The organism is Cupriavidus pauculus (genome assembly GCF_022179805.1).
Classification (GTDB): Bacteria; Pseudomonadota; Gammaproteobacteria; order Burkholderiales; family Burkholderiaceae; genus Cupriavidus; species Cupriavidus pauculus_E.
The window spans coordinates 70,365-91,944 of sequence record NZ_BPUO01000009.1 but is presented as its reverse complement, the minus strand read 5'-3'; the positions used below and the strand labels follow the sequence as shown (position 1 = coordinate 91,944).

The following is a 21,580-nucleotide window of genomic DNA, read 5'->3' as shown; positions in this document are numbered from 1 at the left end:
ACAATTCCGCGTCAAATTTCTAACACGGAATTGTCATCAGGCTTGTTACCGATGGCGTTGCCAGAACTGGTCAGCGAACGATGCACCGGCCGCTCTTACGGCCCTCAGGAGTCATTCACTTGAGTGACACCTCGGGAGGTGCATGAAACGTTCATTCGCCTGCCAGCAGCAGGAACATGCGTTCCAGTAGTCCTGACAGTTTCTGTGAGTCGCCCGTTGTCAGGTCCGCCATCTCCACAACCTGTCGCATCAACTGAAACCCGGCGATCACAACCAGCAGCATCGCCGCACGCGTCTTGGCCTGGTCGCCAGGCAGTATTGCTGCAAGCGGTTTGGCGAAATACTCCTCGAACTTGACGCGCAATATCGTCGTGGCCTTCGGATTGTTGGCCGAGCGCAGCATGATCAGAAAGCCGTCCAGCGGCGTTGCATCTGGCGCCGTCCGTGCCACCAGCGCAGCAGCGAGATCCCTGCAGAGGTCAGCTAGTGCCACCCGGTTCGCGATGACATCCGGTGTCACGATGCCGGGTGTGGCCAGCACAGCATCGATGACTTCCTCGAACAGTTTGTCTTTCGATCCAAAGTAGCGGTTGACCAGCATGGCGGTCACCCCTGCGGCTTCCGCAATCTCACGAACGCCTGCATCGTAGCCCGTTGCCGTGAACGCCACGCGCGCGGCATCCAGGATGAGTTGGCGCGTCGCCGCCCCCTTCTTGCCCAATTCCGCCATAACTTATACACCCGTAGACTTTTGATGGATGAAATTATACACTCGTAGACTTATTGCAAGGAGAACGCAGCATGGATCTGAACATCAAGGGAAAACGGGCGCTCGTCACGGGTTCAACTTCCGGTATTGGAGAAGCCATTGCCAAACTGCTGGCGGCCGAAGGCGTGACGGTTATCGTGCATGGCCGGTCGCGCGAGCGTGCTGAAGCGGTGGCCGCGCATATCACCTCGGCTGGCGGCACTGCCGAGATAGCGCTGGGCGATCTCTCCTCTGACGCGGGCGCAGATGCAGTGGCCGCACAAGCGCGCGCCGGGGGAGCCATCGACATCCTCGTCAACAATGCGGGCCGCTACCAGCACCTGAACTGGACGACGGCGCTGCCTGCGGAATGGCGTGACACGTTCGAGGCTAACGTGCTGTCGGCCGTGAGGATGATCCAACGGCTGGTCCCGGACATGCGCCAGCGCGGTTGGGGACGTGTGATCCAGATCGGTGGCGGGCTGGCAAGCCAGCCCAATGCGGAACTGCCTGACTACAACGCCTCGCTTGCCGCCAGGCATAACCTCGCGGTGTCGCTGGCACGCGAACTCGGCAACACGGGCGTGACATCGAATATCGTAGCCCCAGGCGCGATTCTGGTGCCGGCCGTCAAATCGATACTCGAGAGCGTCGCGCAGCATCGCGGCTGGGGCGATTCGTGGGAGCAGATCGAAGACGCATGCGTGCGCGAGATGGTGCCCAACGATGTTGGCCGTCTGGGCCGGCCAGAAGAGATCGCGGCGGCCGTCGCCTATCTGGCCAGTACCCATGCCGACTACGTCAGTGGCGCCACCATACGGGTCGATGGTGGGACCATTCGTTCTGTTGCCTGATGTTCTGTCGCTTCGCGGCGCGCGGCGTCAGTCAGGGAAAGTCGCCGTATAGGCAGGGTTGAAGCGCCTGAGTTGCTCTGTCTTGGGGCGATCCAACACCTCTTCATCAACGAACAGGTTGCCAAGTACCCTACCGCTCGGTGATTAACGGCTTCCGCCATCGCCTGCGGAGCTACGCCTCCAAGCTTCCGGAGCTTAAATGCTGCCGCCAGCTTCCGCCGCGGACACAAAAAAGCCCTGCGTCATGAGCTGCAGGGCTTTTTTAATCGAGGCTGGGTTTCTCAGCGCCGAACACCGGCGTACACACCACCCAAGCCGTTGGATCTTTCCCACTGTTTGGCAACTTCGGCGCGCTTCTTCAGCGCTTCCACGCTCATCTCAGAACGAGCAAAAAGGGCGCGTACGCGTGCCACCGCATTTTCGACGAGCCGTGGCAACTCGACTTGTCGATGGCACCTTCCTTGCATCGACTGACGCCTCGATCAATGCCCAGCGCTACACGCCGTCCTCATCCAACTGGACGGCCAGCACGATGCAGGAGCGGCGTTTGATACCGACGATCACAACACTTGCGGACGGGCGAGTACTGGTTGCGGGCGGCGTCACGACTGGTAACACCCGCACGACGTCGGCCGAAATCTACAACCCAGATACCAATACGTGGACCGTCGGCACCCCAATGGCTGCCGGCCGGAGCGCGGCCCAGGCCGTACTGCTTGCCGACGGCAGCGTGCTCATGATCGGCGGCTTCAGCGGCTCCGGCGAAGTGGCCACCGTCGAGCGCTTTCAGCCGTAGTTGGAGTATCGTCCAATCCATCGCAGGCAAAGGCAGCGTGCTGACGCTGTCTGCGCCACAAGCGGATCGATTCTCTACGCCTTCCCCAAACCAGACTGCTTCCGCCATTCAGCGGGGCCGCGTGAGGTAGGATAGAACGGTCACGTCACCGGAGGCCGAATCATGAAGAACAGGACCCGCTTCACGCTCACGCTCCTCGCGCTCGTGTTCACGCAATCAGCGTGGGCGCAGAGCGAACGATGTGAGGCCAAGCGGAGCGCGCTGGAGAACGAGATCGCTTATGCGAGAGCGCACGGCAACAAAGACCGGATATCAGGACTGGAGACTGCACTGTCAAAGTTGACGGCCAACTGCACGGACGCGGCGCTCGACGCCAAAGCGGAACAAAGAATCCGCGATGCGCAGAAAAAGGTTGATGAGCGCGAACGAGATCTTGAAAAGGCCAAGAAGGACGGAAAGAGTCAGTCGAAGATCGTGCAGCAGCAGCGAAAATTAGACGAGGCACACGCGGAACTGCAGCGCGTACAGGTAGAAGCGGCAAAGTAGTCATCGAGCCGACTCGCGGGCGAGCGGCAACGCTCGGCCGCATCGCCTGGGCTGCCATTGGACTGTTTACCGGGGCTATTTCCGAGCAATGGCGGCTCAGTTTCGCCCACAACTACTGCAACGGGCGCTGATCCACGATGACCGGACCGCCGTGCAGCATGGCTTCCGTCGTCGCTTCACGAACCGCCTTGGCCGCTTGCTCGCCAGCCGACTTCCAGCGCAGGCGTTCGCTACGCTGACAAGCGTGCATTCGACAGCCCATCGAGATTCTCGAAAGATCGCTTTCTTGGCGCAAGCCAAAACACGGTAGCCAGGATACCGGGAGTTCGACTCCAATCCTGGCGCAATTGGCGCACTGGCAACCACCTGGCTTCAAGCAGCCGATCATCTCTCATGGCGAACGCCAGGACCCCTTGAACTGGAATGAGTTGGTCTATCACCTAGATGAGTTAGTGGCTCTCGCCGAGTAAGACCCGGAGCACCCTGCCAAACGCAAAACAGCCGGCATATCAGCCGGCTGTTTACTTGAGAAGCCGCTGAGGGCTTGCGGGAGGTTTGGCTCGACTACTCTTCCGCCCGCCTTGCAGACGCCGCCTTACTGCTTCGTGGCGGCGGGGGCCGGCGCGACGGCGGATGCCTTCGCTTCGGCCGGAGCAGCGGCCTTCGCAGCGCTGGCCTTAGTGGCCTTGGTGGCCTTGGCGTGCGTAGCGGCGTGCTTGTGGGCGGTGGCCTTGGCCGGCGTCTTCACGGCCGGAGCCGGTGCGGCAGGAGCGGCTTGCGCAACCGGTGCGGCCGGTGCGGCAGCAGCGGGAGCCGGGGTGGCGGTGCCTTGGGCGAAAGCGGCGCCAGTGATGGCGAGGGTGGCGACAGCGGCGAACAGCTTCTTCATGATGAATCCCTCTTTGAGGTTAGGGGCACAGCAATCTGCCGTGCTTGTCCGTAAAACGACCCTCGCTAGCGAAGCGTTGACGACTAGGTTGTGACAATCCGTAAGCTTTTTTTTCCGGCTTGCTCACCGCGGAAACAAGTCATCGAGAAGCGCGACTTGATATCGATGTTCTGTGACTGCGGTAATGCAAAGCGGAGCTCATAAGCGATAGGCCGAACGCATCGCCCGGCCTGTCTCAACGCGCAGCCAGAGACCAATATTTTGGCTAGTTCATGGCGGTTCTATAAGACGACTCAGAACGTCAAAGGCGTGTTGACGAAAATCCAGCTCACAGCGTCGAGCATGCAACTCATAGTCGCCGTGTCCCGACGCGAGCCGAGCCAATCATTCCCAGGAACATAGGTAGCCGTCGCACGGCGCGAATCCACTGGGTCGGCCACGATATCTGCGCTCCCCGCATTTGAGCCCCAGTTCACCGTCTGACAAGGCGATGCGACCTCTGTCGTTTCAGGCGATCCGCCGGGCGCGGGGTTCGCGCCGGCCGATCCGTTGCTAACCGTCAGGCCGAGTTGGCCATCGTTATTGATATAACCCGCCGTAGCTGACTCGCTCACCCTTAACTCGGCAACGTAAGGCAAAAGCAAGAGCAGCAAAACAAAGCCCACGAGTATGCTGCGACTGAACGGTGATCGACCTGCGACAACACGCCGTAACTCTGTGGCATCGGCAGTGGCGTCGAGTATCGGAGGTCATGGATGGTAACTGCCGCGCACGACTACCTGTGCGAACTGCGCTGGACCGGAGCAGCGAGCCCCGCAGGTTAGGCCGAGTGAGTTGTTTGGGAATTCGTGTGGCAACGACGAATTCGCGTGGAGGACCTTGCCGTGGTACGGCCATTGCTGTGATGGTGGACCTGGGACTCGGGGTATCTCTGGTTCCCGAGTAGATTCGTCTCTGGCCAGAAGGGCTGTGGCTGGTTCAGCTGCCGCTACCGCGCTCCAGATCCCCGATGAACCGTTCGCCGGCACCGCCCATTCGGCCAGCGCCCCTTGCGTGAGGCCCTGCTCCGTGCGCAGCCGTTTTAGGATGCCACCGAGACGGTCAGGCCTTGGAGTGCGGAGCCGCCGTCCTACATCAACGAACTGGTCCTAGACTCCAGAAAAAGCCGGGGCGAGGCATGAGGTGGGCGAAGGCGCAGTGAGCGACTTCGCCTCACCGATCATTGCTTGTGACCGACAAGGTAGTGAGCATTCCTTAACGAACACTGGCAATGTCCCGCGGCGCCACATTGTTTCCTGATCACCGGTCAGGGCAGTCATATCGGCAGCGCGACTAAGCGCGTTGCCTCCCTACGCCGTCCCGACGGAGTCCAAGCTAGACGCACTGCGGCGTCGAGGTCATTCCTTCTCGATGCCGGCGGTGCGGATGACGCGGCCCCAACGATCAAGCTCAGATAGCTGGAAGCTTGCGAGCTCGCTCGGACTGGACAGCGAAATCTCCTGGCCACTCTGCTCGACAACCTGTCGTACGCTTTGCGCGTTGAGCGCGCGTTGAACCAGTTCATTCACCCGCTGCACCACTGGCCGCGACGTACCAGCGGGCGCGTAGATGGCGTTCCAGTAGCCAGCTTCATAGCCAGGCAAGCTCTCCGCGATCGTCGGGACATTGGGGACCAAGGATGACGGCTTCGGGCCGCTGAAGCCGAGCGCCCGCAGTTTCCCGGCCTTGACTTGCGGAAGACTTGCCGGCAGGTCGACAAGCATCATGTCGGTCTGGCCTGCCACAAGGTCAATGACTGCCTGCGGGTTTGCCTTGTACGGCACATAGGTCAATTTGGTGCCGGTCATCTGCTGAAACGACTCTGCCGCAACGCGCGCGGACGAGCTTCCAGAGCCATAGGTAAGCTTCCCAGGATCCTTCTTGGCCAGCGCAATGAGTTCGGACACACTATTGGCCTTGACGTTTTGATTCACCACGAGCAGTTGGTAGCCTTTTGTCAACAATGAAACCGGTGTGAAATCCTTGATGGGATCGTACGTAAGCTGCTTCAACAAGTGAGGGTTCGCGGCCTGCGTCGTATTTGTCGTAATGAAGAGTGTGTAGCCGTCCGGCTTGGCGCGCGCAACGGTTTGTGCCGCAATACCACCCATGGCACCGGCCTTGTTCTCGACGACAACGGCTTGTCCGGTCAGCCGCGTCATCTCGTTGCCCATGGCCCTGGCCAGCCCATCGGTTGCGCTACCGGCGCTGGACCCAATAACAATCGTAATGGGCCGCGAGGGATAGGTCTCCGCATTGGCGCCGCCGGTCAGGGCCGCCACTGCACAGGAGGAAATCAGGAATCGGCAAAAACGCATGCATTGTCTCCAGTATTGACTGTTATGTTGTGGCCGCCGGCTTTCGCCGTTATTCCAGCGCCGGCGGCAATTGCCTTCAGCGAGCCAGCCCCCAACCGAGCATCAGATCGCGCAGGCGATCCTGCTGGGCTGCGGTCAACGGCCAGGCGGATGGTGCCCTTGTAGCACCGCAGTCGTTCCCCATCAGTTGCAGGGCTGCCTTGACCACCGTCACGTTCGTGCCATTGTTTTCCTGTGCGCGCAGCTCTTCGAACGGAAGCATCTCGCCGATCAGGCGCGTGGCCTGGGCGTAGTCACCGGCTTCGAGCGCACTGTGGATCGCCACCGAACGCCGGGGCACTACATTAATCAGCCCTGAGGTGAAGCCACGCGCGCCGACTGCATAGAATGACGGCGCCCACACCTCAGCCAGGCCGCCCACCCATGCAAGATTGCGATCAGCGGTGCGTCGGATGGCTTCTGCGAGCACCAACGGCGTGGGGGACGCCCATTTGATGCCGATCACCTCCGGAATCCGGCAGAGTTCCTCGATCGCAGCCAGACCAATATTGTCGTTGCGCAAGTACAGGACGATCGGAAGGCCTTGGCCCGCTTCGGCAATTTTTCGTACATAGGCCACGACCCCACGGGGTGAAACAAAGGGATCTGGCGGCTGGTGTACCATCAGCGCATCTGCCCCCGCTTCCCGAGAGGCCCGCGCAAGAGCACACGCTTCATGTACGCTGCGTCCGACGCCTGCGAGCAGGGGGACACGCCTGGCGACGCACTCTGCCGCGGCATGTACCATGTGAACGGCTTCCTTCTCACGCAAGGCGTAGAATTCGCTGGTGTTCCCATTGGCAACTAGAACGTGTACGCCCGCGTCGACGGCACGATCGACAACCGCCGAGAGCGGGCTGGTCGAAACCGTATCGTTTGTATCGAAGGGCGTGACGAGAATGCCGGAAATGCCGTTGAGCGCCTTGCGTAGCGCAGAACTGTCGTGAGTCACCTCAGCTCCTGGGAATGGACTTGAAAGACGCTACTGTAGAAAAGCTGGGCTTCTACCGTCCAATCCAAACTGGCGATCACTCAATACAATTTTTGAATCGTGTTCCAGCTAACCCACCTGCGCAGCTTCGTGGCGGTCGCGACTGAGCTGCATTTCGGCCGTGCGGCGGCATTGCTGAACATGACCCAACCGCCTCTGACCCGGCACATCCAGCTTCTGGAGCATGAGGTGGGTGTCCAGTTGCTGGACAGATCGGGTGGAAGCGTTCGGCTCACGCCCGCCGGGGCAATTTTTCTGCGGGAAGCCGAAGATATTTTGCGACGCAGCCAGGCAGCCAAGCTAGCGGCACAGCGCGCAACGCAGGCGGATGCCGGCAGCTTAACGATGGGATTCATACCGGCAGCCAGTTTCGCACTACTACCGCAACTGCTGGAAGACATCCGGACGAAGTTGCCAGAAGTCCAAATTTCTCTGCGGGAGATGCAGACCGATGCTCAGCTCGAGGCCATTGGTGCAGACAGAATCGATCTGGGGCTTGTGCGCCCTTTTGCGCCGCGCACGTTTGCAGAATCCGCTCGTTTGCTGCGCGAGCCGTTTGTCTTGGCGGCGCCCGTGAGCCATCCGCTGATGCGGGCAAAGCGAATGCCACTGTCAGCGCTCGAAGGGCAACCCTTCATTGAGTTTTGCCGCTCTGAATCGCGTTACCTTTACGAGATCATCGCGGGTCGCCTGCGTGCTGCAGGGGTAGCGCCCGATGTGGTGCAGACTCTTAGCCACACCCATTCCATTCTGTCTCTCGTCGACGCGGGAATGGGCGTAGCGCTGGTGCCTCAGTCTGCCCGGCGGCTTGGTTATGCCGGGGTTGGTTTTCGCAACATCGAAGAGCAAGTCGGGCTCGACGTGGAAATGCACTTGGTATGGCGGCGTAGCAATCCCCACCCTGTCGCTGCAGCGGTACGCAAGATATTGGAACAGTCTACATTTGAGTGAGACATGCCACCACCTGCTCCATCGGAACAACGATTGCCGCTTGCCGGGTCTTTGAGATGCGCGCGTGTGCTTACCTGAACGTTAGCTTCACCCGAAAACAGGCATGGCTCTCAGCTTGACTTGGCGCTACAACGCTCGCACTGGCAGCCCACCGACCTGAAGCAACGTGCATCGACGTCCGAAGTCGGAGATGCAGTCCTGCGCGGATGTAATCCGCTAGGCTTTCCTCGCTCGCCTGCCACGAGTCGGGCAGGCAGCGAGGAATCCCGTCAACCTCTAAGCACAGGCGATTCCCGTGGCTTGAGGAGGGGCGTCAGACCCAAGAGCGCCGTGGAAGCGACAACCAGCGAACCGTAGGACGCCTGGAAACTGCCTGTCAGGTCGCGGAGAAATCCGAAAACAAATGGCCCCATGGCCGCAATCAGGTACCCGATAAACAGCATAAATGCAGTCCACTGGCTTGCGTCATAGTGGGAGGTGGTGTTATCCAGCGGAAGCGTCATCGCCAGTGCGAAGCAGGTTCCCTGGCCAAGCGCGATAGCGAGTACCGGAAGCGCCCCTAGTGTCCCCGGCGAAAGCCAGAGGACCACCGCGCCACCGGCGGAAAGAACTGCAGAGACGGCAAGCCAAACGCGACGATCTGGTGAGTTACTTGTAAAGACCCCCGACAGAAAGCTGCTAAGAGCGATCATTGCTGCAAACAGTCCCAAATTAACACCCGAGCTAAGCGAGTTGATTTGCATCTCTCGACTGCTCTCCCCCACCCATGCGAAGCAGGCATAGCAGATGAACTGGCTGGTGCCGAAATACAGGGCGATCAGCCACGCACGTGCCGAGCGCAATGGTGAGTGCCTTGCCGAGCTATCTGCGCGCGCCACATGCGGATTCGAGGGGTATGCGAGCGTTAGTTTTCGCCAACTGACAATTGCCAGCACACAGACGAGCGCCCAGACACCTGCACCTACGCGCCATCCGCCACCAGCTTGCGCGATGGATTCACTGCCCACAGCCGCCAACGTAGCACCAACACCGAGGCCGGCAGCATATATTCCCATGAAGAAGGCCGCTTCGCCGGAGAAATGACTTTTGATCCAACCGCCGATGAGTGGCCCCGAAATGGCTACTCCAATGCCGACAAGAAGCGTCGCGAAGAGCAGACTGGCTGGCGATTCGGCCAGCGCCCGCAGTATCAGTGCGACACCCAACAGTAAGAGCGATAACAGAACCACTCGACCTCCACCAAAGCGGCGCCCAATGGCCGGCACAAAGATCGCAAAGAACCCCATGCACAGGTCGGGAATGGCCGTCAGCAACGCAGCCTCTGCGTGTTTCATGCCAAACTCTGTCTGAATGGCATGCACCAGCGGCCCTATCGACACGATGCCAGGTCGCAGCGACAGCGCCATGATGAACAGCCCGACCCCCGCCCAGAGCCTGATCGACTTCGTTTCTTCCTTGATTCCAACTAACACGGGCTTCTCCAGAGGTTTGCCGGTTGCATGCATTGGTTCTGATGCTCGATGGTAGCCTCGACACTGCTGGGAGATAACGCGCATGAATGCCAGACTTCGTCGCGAAAGTGACAATCGTGAATTGCCCAGTCGCAGTGGCAACTACCAGGACTATGAAGTGCTGCCACGTGTTATCACTGCATTCGGAAGCGATAAAGCGGCAGGTAGCTATAACGCGCCCCACAGCCATTCAAGGGGGCAGTTACTGTATGCAAGCAAGGGTTTGATGCGCGTAGCAAGTTCCAACGGCATCTGGTTTATCCCGCCACAACGAGCGCTGTGGATTCCCGCAGGAATCGTGCACGACCAGGCGATGCTTACGGACACTCAGATTCGAACGATCTACATCAGCCCAAGGAAAGCCAAGCAGTTTGGCAACCGAGTGAAAGTTGTCGAGGTGGATGCACTGCTGCGCGAGCTCATCCTGGCGCTCGTTGATCAGCCCATGCTCTATCCTGATAACGCCTCGAATCGAAGCATTGTCACGCTGATCCTGCACAAGCTAGGCCAGTCACAGACTTTGCCGATAGAAATTCCATGGCCGCGAGATCGACGACTGATTTCGATCTGTGAACAGATTATGACGTCTCCCGCTACGACCCATACGATTGAACAATGGTCCGAGGTTGTGGGTGCAAGCAGCCGTACCCTGATCCGGCTCTTCATCAAAGAGACCGGTATGACATACCGGCAGTGGGTACAACAAGTATGCCTCGCTCACGCACTACCGAGACTCGAAGCTGGGCACGCGATTAAGCAAATCGCAGAGGAACTCGGTTTTGCGAGTCCGAGCGCCTTCTCGGCTATGTTCAAGCGCATGCTCGGCAAGGCTCCAAAAGCATTTCGGAACGAAGCCTGACGGATCCTTCTGGCCCCATCAGCCTTTCGCGGCCTTAGAACCGGGGCTCAAGACTCTACGCTGGGTTGCTTTAGCTTGCGTGCTGCCATCGATGCCAGCCAACGTGCGGCGAACGCCAGTAAATGTTGTCGGAAAAACATGACGCTCCAGATGGACAATCCACCTGTCGCTTTCGCCCAAGCCAATGGAAGCAGCAGGACTATCGCAGTCGATTGCGACCGACCCATCCGGAATAGTGTCAGCGCCGATCTAAAACTGCCCCCACCGGCTCAGATTTCGGTTGCGCTTGACACGGGGGAAAAGACGGGAAAGAGACCAGTCAGCAAGTGGCTGATTCACCGGGAATTTCAGTGAGGCTGCGCCTGGAAAGCCCCATGAATGCTAAGGGTGGCTACCCGGTAAATTGCACAGGAATCCGGCGGACCCCTCGTCGGTTGTCACGCGCGATCCTTATCGCGGGAAGCCGCGCTTTAGGTATGCGCGTGGCACGCACGCTGGCGGGACGTCGGCGTGCGTGCTCACGGAAACGGCGAACAATCAATGCCGACTTGCTGAAGCGGCGCCCAGGCCTGTCATGGACCGCACGTACTGGGGCAGGAAGGCCTGCCGCTCGCCGTTGGCCGCCTCTGACCGGTCGAGCATGGAAAGCAGCCAGGCCGCGCCGAATGCCAGCGTCATAGAGAATAGCGCCGGGTTGGCGTACGGGAAAATCGGCTGGCCATGTTTGAGGATGCCTACCCAAACGGTCGGTCCCAGCACCAGCAGCATGATGGCCGATACCAGGCCCACCACGCTGCCGCCCACCGCGCCGCGGGTGGTCAGACCCTTCCAAAACATCGACAGGAACAGTACCGGAAAGTTGACCGAGGCCGCGATGGCCAGCACCAGGCCGGAGAGGAAGGCGATGTTCTGCTTCTCGAACAGCAGGCCAAGCAGGATGGCCACCACGCCGATACCCAATGTGGCAAGGCGCGACACGCGGATTTCCTCGGCCTCGGTGGCCTGACCCTTGCGGATGACCGTTGCATAGAGGTCGTGCGACACGGTCGATGCCCCCGAGAGTGCAAGCCCCGCCACAACCGCCAGGATGGTGGCGAAGGCCACTGCCGAGATGAAGCCCAGGAACATGTTGCCGCCCACCGCTTGCGCCAGGTGCACGGCCACCATGTTGCTGCCGCCGATCAGTTGTCCGGCACCGTCGCGGAAGGCTGGGTTGTTGCCGACCAGCACGATGGCCCCGAAGCCGACGATCAGGATCAGCAGGTAAAAGTAACCGATGAAGCCGGTGGCGTAGCAGACCGACTTGCGGGCCTCGCGCGCATTGGCCACGGTGAAGAAGCGCATCAGGATATGGGGCAGGCCCGCCGTGCCGAAGATCATCCCGACGCCTAGCGATATGGCCTCGACCGGATTCGCCACCAGCCCGCCCGGCGCCATGATCGACTGGCCCTTGGGATGGACCTGGGCCGCCGACGCAAACAGCGCATCGAGGCTGAACCCGAAATGCGCCAGCACCTCGTAGGCCATGAATGTCGTGCCGCCCAGCAGCAGGATGGCTTTGATGATCTGCACCCATGTGGTGGCCAGCATGCCGCCGAACATCACGTACAGCACCATCAGCGCACCCACCACGAGCACGGCGGACAGGTAGCTGGTGCCGAACAGCAGCTGGATCAGCTTGCCGGCGCCCACCATCTGGGCCACCAGGTACATGATCGACACGGTCAACGTACCGAACGCGGCCGTGATACGCACCGGCTTTTGCGACAGGCGGTAGGCGACCACGTCGGCAAACGTGTAGCGGCCCAGGTTGCGCAGCCGCTCGGCCACCACGAACAGAATGATCGGCCAGCCGGCCACCACGCCCAGCGCGTAGATCAGGCCGTCGAAGCCCTTGTCGAACATCATGGCCGAGATGCCCAGGAACGACGCGGCGGACACCATGTCGCCGGCAATGGCCAGGCCGTTCTGGAACCCGGTCAACCCGCCCCCGGCCGCATAGAAGTCCGATGCCGTGCGCGTGCGGCGGGCGGCCCAGCGCGTGATGACCAGCGTGAACAGCACGAACACCACGAACATGCCGATGGCATGCCAGTTCAGCGGCTGCGCGGCCACGTTACCTTCTACGGCCGGGCCCGCGTGGACGCTGGCAGCGCCGAGGGCGGTGACACCTGCAAGGGCCGGGGCAAGGATTGCAATTCTCTTCATGCTGCGCACTCCTTCAGGATGCGGGCGTTCAGGCCATCGAAATCGCGGTTGGCCTTGCGCACGTATACAGCGGTCAGCGCGAACGCCACCACGATCACGCCGGCGCCGGCGACGATGCCCGTGGTCAGCGTGCCGCCACGGACTGGCGCCACCAGCAGTGCGGGATAGAAGGCCAGCAGCCCGATGAAGCCGAAATAGACGGCCAGCATCAGGGCGGTCAGCGTCCAGCCCAGGCGTGAACGACGCCGGGTCAGCGACAGGAAGTCGGGGTGTTGGGTGATAGAGGCGAATTGCCGTTCGGTCATGGTTGTCTCCAATGGCAAAGCGTGGCCGGTCACGCCTTCTGTCGAGGCGTTGCGGCCTGCCGCCCGCGAGAGTGGCGGGCGGGACGGCGAGGAGTAATCGGGGCGCGGGTTGGTGTGAACCCGCGCGCCTCAGGCGGCGGCGCGTTCGGGTTCTGGAACCACCGGCGCGATGGCTGCACGCAGGTCAAGCACGCGCCTGGCCTTGCCAGTGGAAGTACGCTCCAGGCGGTCGGCAGGCACGGCGTCCACGCGGGTGGTGATGCCGACATTGGTCTTGATCGCGTCGCGCAGCTTCGCCCCCAGGGCCTCGCGCTCGGCGTCCGACAGGCGATGCGTGAGTTCGGACCGCACTTCGACCGACACGGCAAGGCGGTCGAGATGGCCGTCGCGGGTCACTGTCAACTGGTAGTGGGGCGCCAGTTCGGGCTGCTTGAGGATCAGTTCCTCGATTTGTGACGGGAACACGTTCACGCCCCGGATGATGAGCATGTCATCCGAGCGCCCGGTGATCTTGCCGATCCGTCGCATGGCGCGTGACGTCGGCGGCAGCAGCCGGGTCAGGTCGCGGGTGCGATAGCGGATAACGGGCAGCGCTTCCTTGGTCAGCGACGTGAAGACGAGTTCGCCTTCGGCGCCATCCGGCAGCACTTCGCCGGTCACGGGATCGATGATCTCGGCATAGAAATGGTCTTCCCAGATGACCGGGCCGTCCTTGCTTTCGATGCACTCGCACGCCACACCGGGGCCCATGACCTCGGAAAGGCCATAGATGTCGACGGCGTCGATGCCGGCGCGTGTCTCGATTTCCTGGCGCATGGCGTCGGTCCACGGCTCGGCGCCGAAGATGCCGATTTGCAGCGAGCTGTCGGCCGGCGACATGCCCTGGCGGGCCATCTCGTCGATCAGGTTCAGCATGTACGACGGCGTAACCATGATGATGCGGGGCTTGAAGTCGCGGATCAGCTGCACCTGCTTCTCGGTCTGTCCGCCCGACATCGGGATCACGGTGCAGCCCAGCTTCTCGGCACCGTAGTGGGCGCCAAGGCCACCGGTGAACAGGCCATAGCCGTAGCAGACCTGCACCAGATCGCCGCGACGGCCGCCGGCGGCACGGATCGAGCGGGCGACCAGGCTGGCCCAGGTATCGATGTCGTTGGCGGTATAGCCCACTACCGTCGGCTGGCCCGTGGTGCCGCTCGACGCGTGCACGCGTACAACTTCCTCGCGCGGCACGGCGAACATGCCGAACGGGTAGTTGTCGCGCAGTTCCTTCTTGGTGGTGAACGGGAACTTCGACAGGTCGGACAGCTGGCGCAGATCGCCGGGATGTACGCCGGCCGCGTCGAATGCCTGGCGGTAGTGCGGCACGTTGTCGTAGGCGTGCTGCAGCGTCCATTTCAGGCGCTGCAACTGCAGCGCCTGGAGTTCGTCTCGGCTGGCATGCTCGATAGCGTCGAGCTGGTTACGCTGATCGGCTTGGGGGGCGCGCTGGACCATGGGTGTCTCCTCCAGGGTATGTCGGGCAATGTGGCTGATGTTTGGCGGCGGATGGCGTGGAATTCAGTCTTTCAGATGGCGGCGAGCCTGAATTACCCGGAAGCGGTTGGCGACGAAGGCCGTATCTGCCAGCGCCGCATTGGCGGCCGGATTGGCGCCGGTGCCGTGGAAGTCGCTGAAGGCGGCGGATTGGTTGACGAGCACGGGGCCGGTCAGGTTCAGCGACAGCGCCACGCACGCGTCCAGCGCGGCGTCTTCGAGCTGCGATTCCACGTTGCGCTGCGTCGTATAGCCCGACAGCGTCAACGCGCCGTGCTGCTTCGCAATGCGGCGGGCGACGGCAATCGCCTGGTCGGTGCTGTCGGTGGCGATCACGAATGCGATCGGGCCGAACAGTTCCTGCGTGAACTTGTCTTCGTCGCGCACATCCACCTTGAGCAGCAGCGGCGTGCGGACCCGCGCTTCAGGAAACTGCGGATGGGCGATCGTCTGGCTGTCCAGCACCACCTTGCCCAGCGCGCGCGATGCCTCGATACGCTGCGCCACGCCGTCGTTCTGGATCGCGCCCAGGATCTCCACGGCCTTGGCCGGGTCGGCGGTCAGCTTCTGCAGGGAGTCGCACAGCGCGGCCACCACGCCGTCAAACGTGACGTGGCCATCCGGCGTGTCGATGCCGTCGCGCGGGATGTAGAGGTTCTGGGGGGCGGTACACATCTGGCCCGAGTACAGCGCCAGCGACAGAGCCAGGTTGCGGACCATGCCCTTGAGGTCGTCGGTGGAATCGATGACCACCTGGTTGACGCCGGCTTTCTCGGTGTAGACCAGCGCCTGTTGGGCGTTGCGCTCAAGCCATTCACCGTTGGCCGTGCTGCCGGTGAAATCGATCAACCGCACCTCTGGGCGCAGCGCCAGCATGGACGCCATGCGCTCGTCCGGGTTGTTGGCGACCAGCGTCACGATGTCGGGGCTGAAGCCGGCCTCGGCCAGTACCTCGCGGGCGATCTCCACCGTGATGGCCAGCGGCAGGATGGCGCCCGGGTGCGGCTTGACTACGACCGGATTGCCCGTGGCCAGACTAGCGAACAACCCGGGATAGCCATTCCACGTGGGGAAGGTGCAGCAGCCGATGACCAGGCCGATGCCACGCGGCACGACCGTAAAGGTCTTTTCCATCCGCAGCGGCGCATTCTTGCCCTGCGGCTTTTCCCAGATGGCACGGGCCGGGATGCCGCGCATCGCCTGCCAGGCATAGGCCACGGCTTCCAGGCCGCGATCCTGCGCATGCGGGCCGCCGGCCTGGAACGCCATCATGAAAGGCTGGCCGGTGGTGTGCATAACCGCGTGGGCCATCTCGAAGCTGCGGCGGTTCAGCCGGGTCAGGACTTCCAGACACACGCCAACCCACGTGGTGGGGCCCGCTTCGCGCCAGGCCGGTACGGCGGCTTCGATCGCACCGAACAGCGCGTCCAGATCCGGGCGCGGATAGGTCACGCCAAGCGTCGGACCATAGGGCGAGACTTCCTGGCCGGACTGCCCGATGGTGCCGGGCTGCGTGATCGGAAACGGTTGCCCCAGGCGTGCGTCGAACGCGGCCTTGCCATCATCGGCGGCGGCTTCGCCATAGACCTTAGGGCTCGGCATTTCGGAGAACGGGCTCCAGTAGCCGCGCTGGTCGATGGCGTCGAGCGCCTGGTCAAGCATGGGCTGGTGGCGGATGAACAAGGCGTGCGTCACGGGGGTCTCCAAATTTTCTAAATCTTCTACGCCGAAGCGTAAGGGGCGTTGTGATGCGGAATGCGGCTGGCGGGCGCGTTAGCCCGATCAGGCCGGCTCAGGTTTCCTGGTCGAAATCAAGAACGAGCCGGTCGCTGACGGCGTAGCTCTGGCAGCTCAGGATGAAGCCGCGCGCCACTTCGTAGTCTTCCAGGGCGAAGTTCACGTCCATGTCGACCTCGCCCGAAACGCGCTTGCAGCGGCATGTGGAGCAGACCCCGCCCTTGCAGGCGTAGGGCAGTTCGATCCCCTGTTCCAGCGCGGCGTCGAGCACGGTCTGGGCGTTCCGCGCCACGGTAAAGCTTCGCGAGCGGCCGTCCTGGATGACCGTGACCTCGCAGTCCTGCTTGCCGGCGGCGACGCGATGCGGCTGCGGCGCGCGGGCGGCGGGCGTGCTGGTGCCGAACAGCTCGCGCTTGATGCGGGCGGGGTCGACGCCGTTCTGCTTCAGCGCGTCGGACACACCCTCCATCATCGATTGCGGGCCACAGATAAAGGCCACGTCGATGCTGGCGGGGTCCACCCACTGCTTGAGCAGGGCGTCGGCCTTGGCGCCGTCCAGGCGGCCGTTGAACAGGTCGATGTCGAGCGTCTCGCGGCTCAGGATGAAGACCAGGTTCAGCCGGTGCAGGAAGGTGTCCTTCAGGTCTTCGAGCGCCTCCTTGAAGATCACCGTGGACGACGCGCGGTTACCGTAGAACAGCGTGAAGCGGCTTTCGGGCTCGGCGCGCAGCGTGGTTTCGATGATCGACAGCAGCGGCGTGATGCCGCTGCCGGCGGCAAAGCCCACGTAGTGCTTGCGATGGCCGGCGTCGAGCGGCACGCTGAAGTGTCCGGACGGCGGCATCACGTCGAGTGTCTGGCCGGGGCGCAGGGTATCGGTGGCCCAGTTCGAGAACAGGCCGCCATCCACGCGCTTGATGGCGATACGTAGGCGCTGGTCCTGCGCGGCGGCGCAGATCGAATACGAGCGCCGCACTTCGTCGCCGGCAATCCGGGTGCGCACGGTCAGGTGCTGGCCTGCCGCGTAGCGATAGGTGTCGGCCAGTTCCGTCGGCACGGCGAAGGTCACGGCAATGGCGTCGCGGGTCTCGTTGGTGACGTCGATCACGCGCAGGGCATGGAAAGTGCTCATGTCTGTCTCTTCCGGTCGCGGCGGCTCAGTGCGCCTTGAAGTAGTCGAACGGCTCGCGGCAGTCGTCGCAGCGATACAGCGCCTTGCAGGCCGTGGAACCGAACTGGCTGACCACGTGGGTGTGGGCCGATCCGCATTGGGGGCAGGCCACCTGCAGCGCGGGCTGGCGCCGGCGGGTGATGCCACTGATGTCGATGACGGTCTGCGCGGGCGGTGCAATGCCGTAGCCGGCCAGTTGCTGCCGGCCCCGCGCGGTCATCCAGTCGCTGGTCCAGGCCGGGGCCAGTTGCAGCCGGACCTCGACCTGGCCGATGCCGTGTTCGCCCAGCGCCTGAACGATCTGCTCGCGGATCAACGTGACGGCTGGGCAGCCCGAGTACGTCGGCGTGATCGTCACCACGCAGGTGCCGGCTTCCCAGTGCACGCCGCGCACGATGCCGAGGTCGATTACCGAGATCACGGGGATCTCGGGGTCGGGAATGGTGTCGAGCCAGGACCAGATGGTGTCCGTCTGGGTATCCGTCATGACTTCCGGATGGGCGAGGGCCTCGGCGTGCATGATGCTCACCACGTCGCGCCGGGATAGGCGCGCTGCAGGAACTGCATCTCGGCCAGCAGAAAGCCCAGATGTTCCGTGTGCCGGCCAGTATGGCCACCGCGCTGCATCCAGCCATCGGCGGGCATGGTCAGCGTGGCCTCTTCGAGGACGTCGGCTACCTGCCGGTGCCACGGCTCGCGCAGCGTGGCCGGGTCGCAGGCTACACCGGCGGTGATCAGGCCGGCGTCCACGGTATCGGCATCGAACAGCTCGCCGGTGTACATCCACAGGCGGTCGATGGCGTCCTGCATGCGGCGATGGCTTTCCGCCGTGCCGTCGCCAAGGCGCACCAACAGATCGGCGCTGCGGCGGGCGTGATAGGCCACTTCCTTCACGGCCTTGTCCGCGATGGCGGCGATGGCGGCGTCGCTGGAATGCCGCAGCGCGTCGAGCAGGTAGTAGTGCCAGGTGTCGAACAGGAACTGGCGGGCCAGCGTATCGGCGTAGCTGCCGTTGGGCTGCTCGACCATCAGCGGGTTACGGAACTGGTGGGCATCGCGCAGGTAGGCAAGCTGGTCTTCGGTGCGGCCCGCGCCTTCAACCTCACCGGCACGGGACAGCCACATGCGCGCCTGGCCGATCAGGTCCAGCGCGACGTTGGTCAGCGCGATGTCTTCCTCCAGCGCCGGGCCCTTGCCGCACCATTCGGACAGGCGTTGACCCAGCACCAGCGCGGTGTCGCCCAAATGCAGCAGATAGTCGAACGTTGCTTTCTTGCTGACTTCCATGGCGAGCCTCAGATGTGCTTGACCGCTTCCGGCATCGGAAAGAAGGTCGGATGGCGATAGACCTTGCTGTTGGCCGGCTCGAAGAGCGGCCCCTTGTCGGTCGGGCTGCTGGCGGCGATGTGCGCAGCCGGCACGGCCCAGATGCTGATGCCCTCGTTGCGGCGGGTGTAGACGTCGCGGGCATTGTTGATTGCCATTGCCGCGTCGGCGGCGTGCAGGCTGCCGACATGCTTGTGCGCCAGTCCGTGCTGGCTGCGGATAAAGATTTCCCAAAGCGGCCATTCGCTCATGGCTGTCTCCTGCTTGCTGAATGCGGAATGCGGAATGCTGGATGTGGAAGAGGTGCCGGCGGGTCAGGCGACCTGGCGGTCCGCCGGGTGCGCTGCCGACTGCTTGTCGGCGTGGGCGACCAGCGCGTCGCGGAACCAGGCGCCGTCCTGCCAGGCCTTGACGCGGGTGCCAAGGCGTTCGCGGTTGCAGGGGCCATCGCCCTGGATCACGTTGTAGAACTCGTCCCAGTCGATCGCGCCGAAATCGTAGTGACCGCGTTCATCGTTCCACTTCAGGTCTGGGTCAGGAATCGTCAGGCCCAGAAGCTCGGCCTGCGGCACGGTCTGGTCTACCATCTTCTGGCGCAGCGCATCGTTCGGAAACAGCTTGATGCGCCATTGCGCGGACTGGGCGCCATGCAGCGAATCGGCATCGGACGGCCCGAACATCATCAGCGCTGGCCACCACCAGCGGTTCAGCGCGTCCTGCGCCATCTGCTTCTGCTCGGGCGTGCCGTTGCACAGCTTGAGCAGGATGTCGTAGCCCTGGCGCTGGTGGAACGACTCTTCCTTGCACACGCGCACCATCGCCCGGGCATAAGGGCCGTACGAGCAGCGGCACAGCGGCACCTGGTTGATGATGGCCGATCCGTCCACCAGCCAGCCGATAGCGCCGATGTCGGCCCAGCTCAGCGTCGGGTAATTGAAGATGCTGGAGTACTTGGCTTTTCCGCTATGCAGATCGGCCAGCATCTGGTCGCGCGTCACGCCGAGCGTTTCTGCCGCGCTATATAGATACAGCCCATGGCCGGCTTCGTCCTGGATCTTCGCCAGCAATACGGCCTTGCGCTCCAGCGTGGGGGCGCGCGTCACCCAGTTGCCTTCGGGCAGCTGGCCGACAATTTCCGAATGGGCGTGCTGCGAGATCTGCCGTACAAGCGTGCGTCGATAGGCGTCGGGCATCCAGTCCTTCGATTCAATACGGATGCCTTCGTCGATCCGCTGCTGGAAGCTGCGTTCGTCATCGCTCATGTCCTCCGCCGAGCGGACTTTCGTAACACCGGTATCGACCAGTTGCGCGTACATGCGTGTCTCCGTGATTCGCATCAGAGTCGTAGCCGATCAGCCAGACCTGACATTGATCAGGATCATAGTGATACGATTTGACTCATTCAACGAGTTCGTGTGTATCACTTTACGTAAGGAGACCCATGCCAGACCTGTTGAAGCCCGAGGGGGTGTCACCCGCCGTGGCCCGGCTGGCGAAGGGACTGAAACTGGGCGCGGGCTCGCTGTTGGTGACGATGTATGGCGATGTGATTGCCCCGCGCCCGCAGGCGCCCTGGCTGGGTAGCCTGATCGCGCTGTCGGCGCCGTTCGGCCTGAGCAACCGACTGGTGCGCACGGCGATCTTCCGGCTGACAGCCGATGACTGGCTGGAGGCCACGCGCGTGGGCCGCAAGAGCTTCTATGGGTTGTCCGACGCGGGGCTGCTGCGCGTGCAGCATGCCGGCAAGCGCATTTATGCGGGCGCATCGCCGGCATGGGACGGCAAGTGGACGCTGGTGCTGTTGCGCAACGACACCCGCGCATCGATGCGCCAGCCGCTGCGCAGAGAACTGCTCTGGGAGGGCTTCGGCCCGGTGGCCCCGGGCGTGTTCGCCCACCCCAATGCTGACCAGGGATCGCTGGCCGAAATCCTGCTGGCGGCGGGGGCCACGGAGCACGCGGCCGTGATGCGGGCCGAATCGGTGGCGTCGTTCTCGCGGCAGCCGCTGGAACAGCTGATCCACCAGACCTACCGGCTGAAAGAGGTAGCGCAAGCGTGGCAGGCGTATGTCAGGCGCTTTGCGTCATGGGTCAAGGAAGCCCCGTCGCTATCGGCGGCCGATGCGTTTTTTGTGCGTATCCTGCTGATCCACGAGTACCGCCGGGTGCTGTTGCGCGACCCCGGCCTGCCCGATGAACTGCTGCCAACCGACTGGCCCGGGCGCGAGGCACGGGCCGGAACCGGTGCGCTGTATGCGGCACTATTGCCGGCCAGCGAGGCCTATCTGCGGGCGCAGATAGAAACCGAGGCCGGCACTTTCCAATCGGCCATCCGGGCGCTCCGCGATCGGTTCACGGTCCGCCTTCACGAATGATGGGGGCCGGACCTGACGGCGATGGGCTTAGGTTGACGGGCGCGCGGGTCGAAGCCACTTATGGTTTGGCCAGATCGGAAATTTTAATGGCCCCATTCAGCTCGAAGAAGTCTGGTCACGCCCCGCTTCTTATCCCCGAGCCTATGGAGTCGATTCATTGTTGGATGGTGATCGGCGTCGAGCGTTGGCACGTGAAGGAGATGGCGTCATCGGGTCAAGCGTTCCACAATCCTGCAGTTGCATACGGTTCATCATCAGGCAGCCCGATCTTCCACCGTACAGCTTTGCCACTCTCGCAAATGGATTCGTAGTCCTCGCGCTGGCAACAGCAAGATGACGGGTATGGATGCGTACACCTACCGGATCACGGTGTGCAAATAGG

21 protein-coding genes are annotated in these 21,580 nt (G+C 62.5%); 6 read left to right on the top strand and 15 right to left on the bottom strand.

The window, feature by feature from the left end:
* Positions 1–151: 151 nt before the first annotated feature.
* Positions 152–730 carry a TetR/AcrR family transcriptional regulator gene (locus MFF62_RS19750; protein ID WP_238264829.1) on the bottom strand — a complete coding sequence of 193 codons (579 nt, stop codon included), beginning with the start codon at positions 728–730 and terminating at the stop codon, positions 152–154.
* 71 nt (positions 731–801) lie between these two features.
* Here MFF62_RS19750 and MFF62_RS19745 point away from each other — a divergent pair, with 71 nt between their 5' ends.
* The 3 genes from MFF62_RS19745 to MFF62_RS19735 all read left to right on the top strand — a co-directional run bounded on the left by MFF62_RS19745 (position 802) and on the right by MFF62_RS19735 (position 2,944).
* On the top strand, positions 802–1,602 hold the full coding sequence (locus MFF62_RS19745) for an SDR family NAD(P)-dependent oxidoreductase (protein WP_238264828.1): 801 nt from the start codon (positions 802–804) through the stop codon (positions 1,600–1,602).
* Positions 1,603–2,032: 430 nt separating this feature from the next.
* Positions 2,033–2,398 carry a Kelch repeat-containing protein gene (locus MFF62_RS19740; protein ID WP_238264827.1) on the top strand — a complete coding sequence of 122 codons (366 nt, stop codon included), beginning with the start codon at positions 2,033–2,035 and terminating at the stop codon, positions 2,396–2,398.
* Between the two features lie 162 nt (positions 2,399–2,560).
* Positions 2,561–2,944, top strand: a complete 384-nt coding sequence (locus MFF62_RS19735; RefSeq protein WP_238264826.1) for a DUF1090 domain-containing protein — start codon at positions 2,561–2,563, stop codon at positions 2,942–2,944.
* 112 nt (positions 2,945–3,056) lie between these two features.
* On the opposite strand, the gene MFF62_RS19730 is transcribed toward MFF62_RS19735, so the two are convergent.
* From MFF62_RS19730 to MFF62_RS19715, 4 genes are all read right to left on the bottom strand, one after another.
* Positions 3,057–3,194 (bottom strand): hypothetical protein, encoded by a 138-nt coding sequence (locus MFF62_RS19730; RefSeq protein ID WP_238264825.1) that lies wholly within the window; start codon positions 3,192–3,194, stop codon positions 3,057–3,059.
* A gap of 345 nt (positions 3,195–3,539) precedes the next feature.
* Positions 3,540–3,833, bottom strand: coding sequence for a hypothetical protein (locus tag MFF62_RS19725; protein WP_238264824.1), 294 nt, complete (start codon positions 3,831–3,833; stop codon positions 3,540–3,542).
* 1,397 nt (positions 3,834–5,230) lie between these two features.
* On the bottom strand, positions 5,231–6,190 hold the full coding sequence (locus tag MFF62_RS19720; RefSeq protein WP_238264823.1) for a Bug family tripartite tricarboxylate transporter substrate binding protein: 960 nt from the start codon (positions 6,188–6,190) through the stop codon (positions 5,231–5,233).
* 76 nt (positions 6,191–6,266) lie between these two features.
* Positions 6,267–7,181, bottom strand: coding sequence for a dihydrodipicolinate synthase family protein (locus tag MFF62_RS19715; RefSeq protein WP_238264822.1), 915 nt, complete (start codon positions 7,179–7,181; stop codon positions 6,267–6,269).
* A gap of 99 nt (positions 7,182–7,280) precedes the next feature.
* Between MFF62_RS19715 and MFF62_RS19710 the strand changes: the two genes are divergently transcribed.
* Positions 7,281–8,171, top strand: a complete 891-nt coding sequence (locus MFF62_RS19710; RefSeq protein ID WP_238264821.1) for a LysR substrate-binding domain-containing protein — start codon at positions 7,281–7,283, stop codon at positions 8,169–8,171.
* Between the two features lie 269 nt (positions 8,172–8,440).
* Here MFF62_RS19710 and MFF62_RS19705 read toward each other — a convergent pair whose 3' ends face one another.
* Complete coding sequence (locus tag MFF62_RS19705; RefSeq protein WP_238264820.1) at positions 8,441–9,676, bottom strand: MFS transporter; 1,236 nt, start codon at positions 9,674–9,676, stop codon at positions 8,441–8,443.
* A gap of 49 nt (positions 9,677–9,725) precedes the next feature.
* Between MFF62_RS19705 and MFF62_RS19700 the strand changes: the two genes are divergently transcribed.
* A complete protein-coding gene (locus MFF62_RS19700; RefSeq protein WP_238264819.1) occupies positions 9,726–10,541 on the top strand; it encodes an AraC family transcriptional regulator in 816 nt (271 codons plus the stop codon).
* Positions 10,542–11,078: 537 nt separating this feature from the next.
* On the opposite strand, the gene MFF62_RS19695 is transcribed toward MFF62_RS19700, so the two are convergent.
* The 9 genes from MFF62_RS19695 to paaA form a co-directional block, all read right to left on the bottom strand.
* Complete coding sequence (locus MFF62_RS19695; protein WP_238264818.1) at positions 11,079–12,749, bottom strand: cation acetate symporter; 1,671 nt, start codon at positions 12,747–12,749, stop codon at positions 11,079–11,081.
* Positions 12,746–13,054 carry a DUF485 domain-containing protein gene (locus MFF62_RS19690; RefSeq protein WP_238264817.1) on the bottom strand — a complete coding sequence of 103 codons (309 nt, stop codon included), beginning with the start codon at positions 13,052–13,054 and terminating at the stop codon, positions 12,746–12,748. The genes MFF62_RS19695 and MFF62_RS19690 overlap by 4 nt, the downstream gene beginning before the upstream one ends.
* 129 nt (positions 13,055–13,183) lie before the next feature.
* The gene (gene paaK, locus MFF62_RS19685; RefSeq protein WP_238264816.1) at positions 13,184–14,551 is read right to left on the bottom strand and encodes a phenylacetate--CoA ligase PaaK; all 1,368 of its coding nucleotides are present in this window, start codon (positions 14,549–14,551) and stop codon (positions 13,184–13,186) included.
* 63 nt (positions 14,552–14,614) lie between these two features.
* Positions 14,615–16,285, bottom strand: coding sequence for a phenylacetic acid degradation protein PaaN (gene paaN / locus MFF62_RS19680; RefSeq protein WP_238264815.1), 1,671 nt, complete (start codon positions 16,283–16,285; stop codon positions 14,615–14,617).
* 97 nt (positions 16,286–16,382) lie between these two features.
* Complete coding sequence (paaE, locus tag MFF62_RS19675) at positions 16,383–17,459, bottom strand: 1,2-phenylacetyl-CoA epoxidase subunit PaaE (RefSeq protein WP_238264814.1); 1,077 nt, start codon at positions 17,457–17,459, stop codon at positions 16,383–16,385.
* A 25-nt stretch (positions 17,460–17,484) separates the two neighbouring features.
* Positions 17,485–18,018 (bottom strand): 1,2-phenylacetyl-CoA epoxidase subunit PaaD, encoded by a 534-nt coding sequence (gene paaD, locus MFF62_RS19670; protein WP_238264813.1) that lies wholly within the window; start codon positions 18,016–18,018, stop codon positions 17,485–17,487.
* A 5-nt stretch (positions 18,019–18,023) separates the two neighbouring features.
* Positions 18,024–18,785, bottom strand: a complete 762-nt coding sequence (gene paaC / locus MFF62_RS19665; protein ID WP_238264812.1) for a 1,2-phenylacetyl-CoA epoxidase subunit PaaC — start codon at positions 18,783–18,785, stop codon at positions 18,024–18,026.
* Positions 18,786–18,793: 8 nt separating this feature from the next.
* Complete coding sequence (gene paaB, locus MFF62_RS19660) at positions 18,794–19,075, bottom strand: 1,2-phenylacetyl-CoA epoxidase subunit PaaB (RefSeq protein ID WP_238264811.1); 282 nt, start codon at positions 19,073–19,075, stop codon at positions 18,794–18,796.
* A 63-nt stretch (positions 19,076–19,138) separates the two neighbouring features.
* Positions 19,139–20,140: a 1,2-phenylacetyl-CoA epoxidase subunit PaaA gene (gene paaA, locus MFF62_RS19655; protein ID WP_238264810.1), complete on the bottom strand. Its 1,002-nt coding sequence runs from the start codon at positions 20,138–20,140 to the stop codon at positions 19,139–19,141.
* A gap of 125 nt (positions 20,141–20,265) precedes the next feature.
* Here paaA and paaX point away from each other — a divergent pair, with 125 nt between their 5' ends.
* Entirely contained in the window at positions 20,266–21,198 is a 933-nt protein-coding gene (paaX, locus tag MFF62_RS19650) for a phenylacetic acid degradation operon negative regulatory protein PaaX (protein ID WP_238264809.1), read from the top strand.
* Positions 21,199–21,580: the final 382 nt, after the last annotated feature.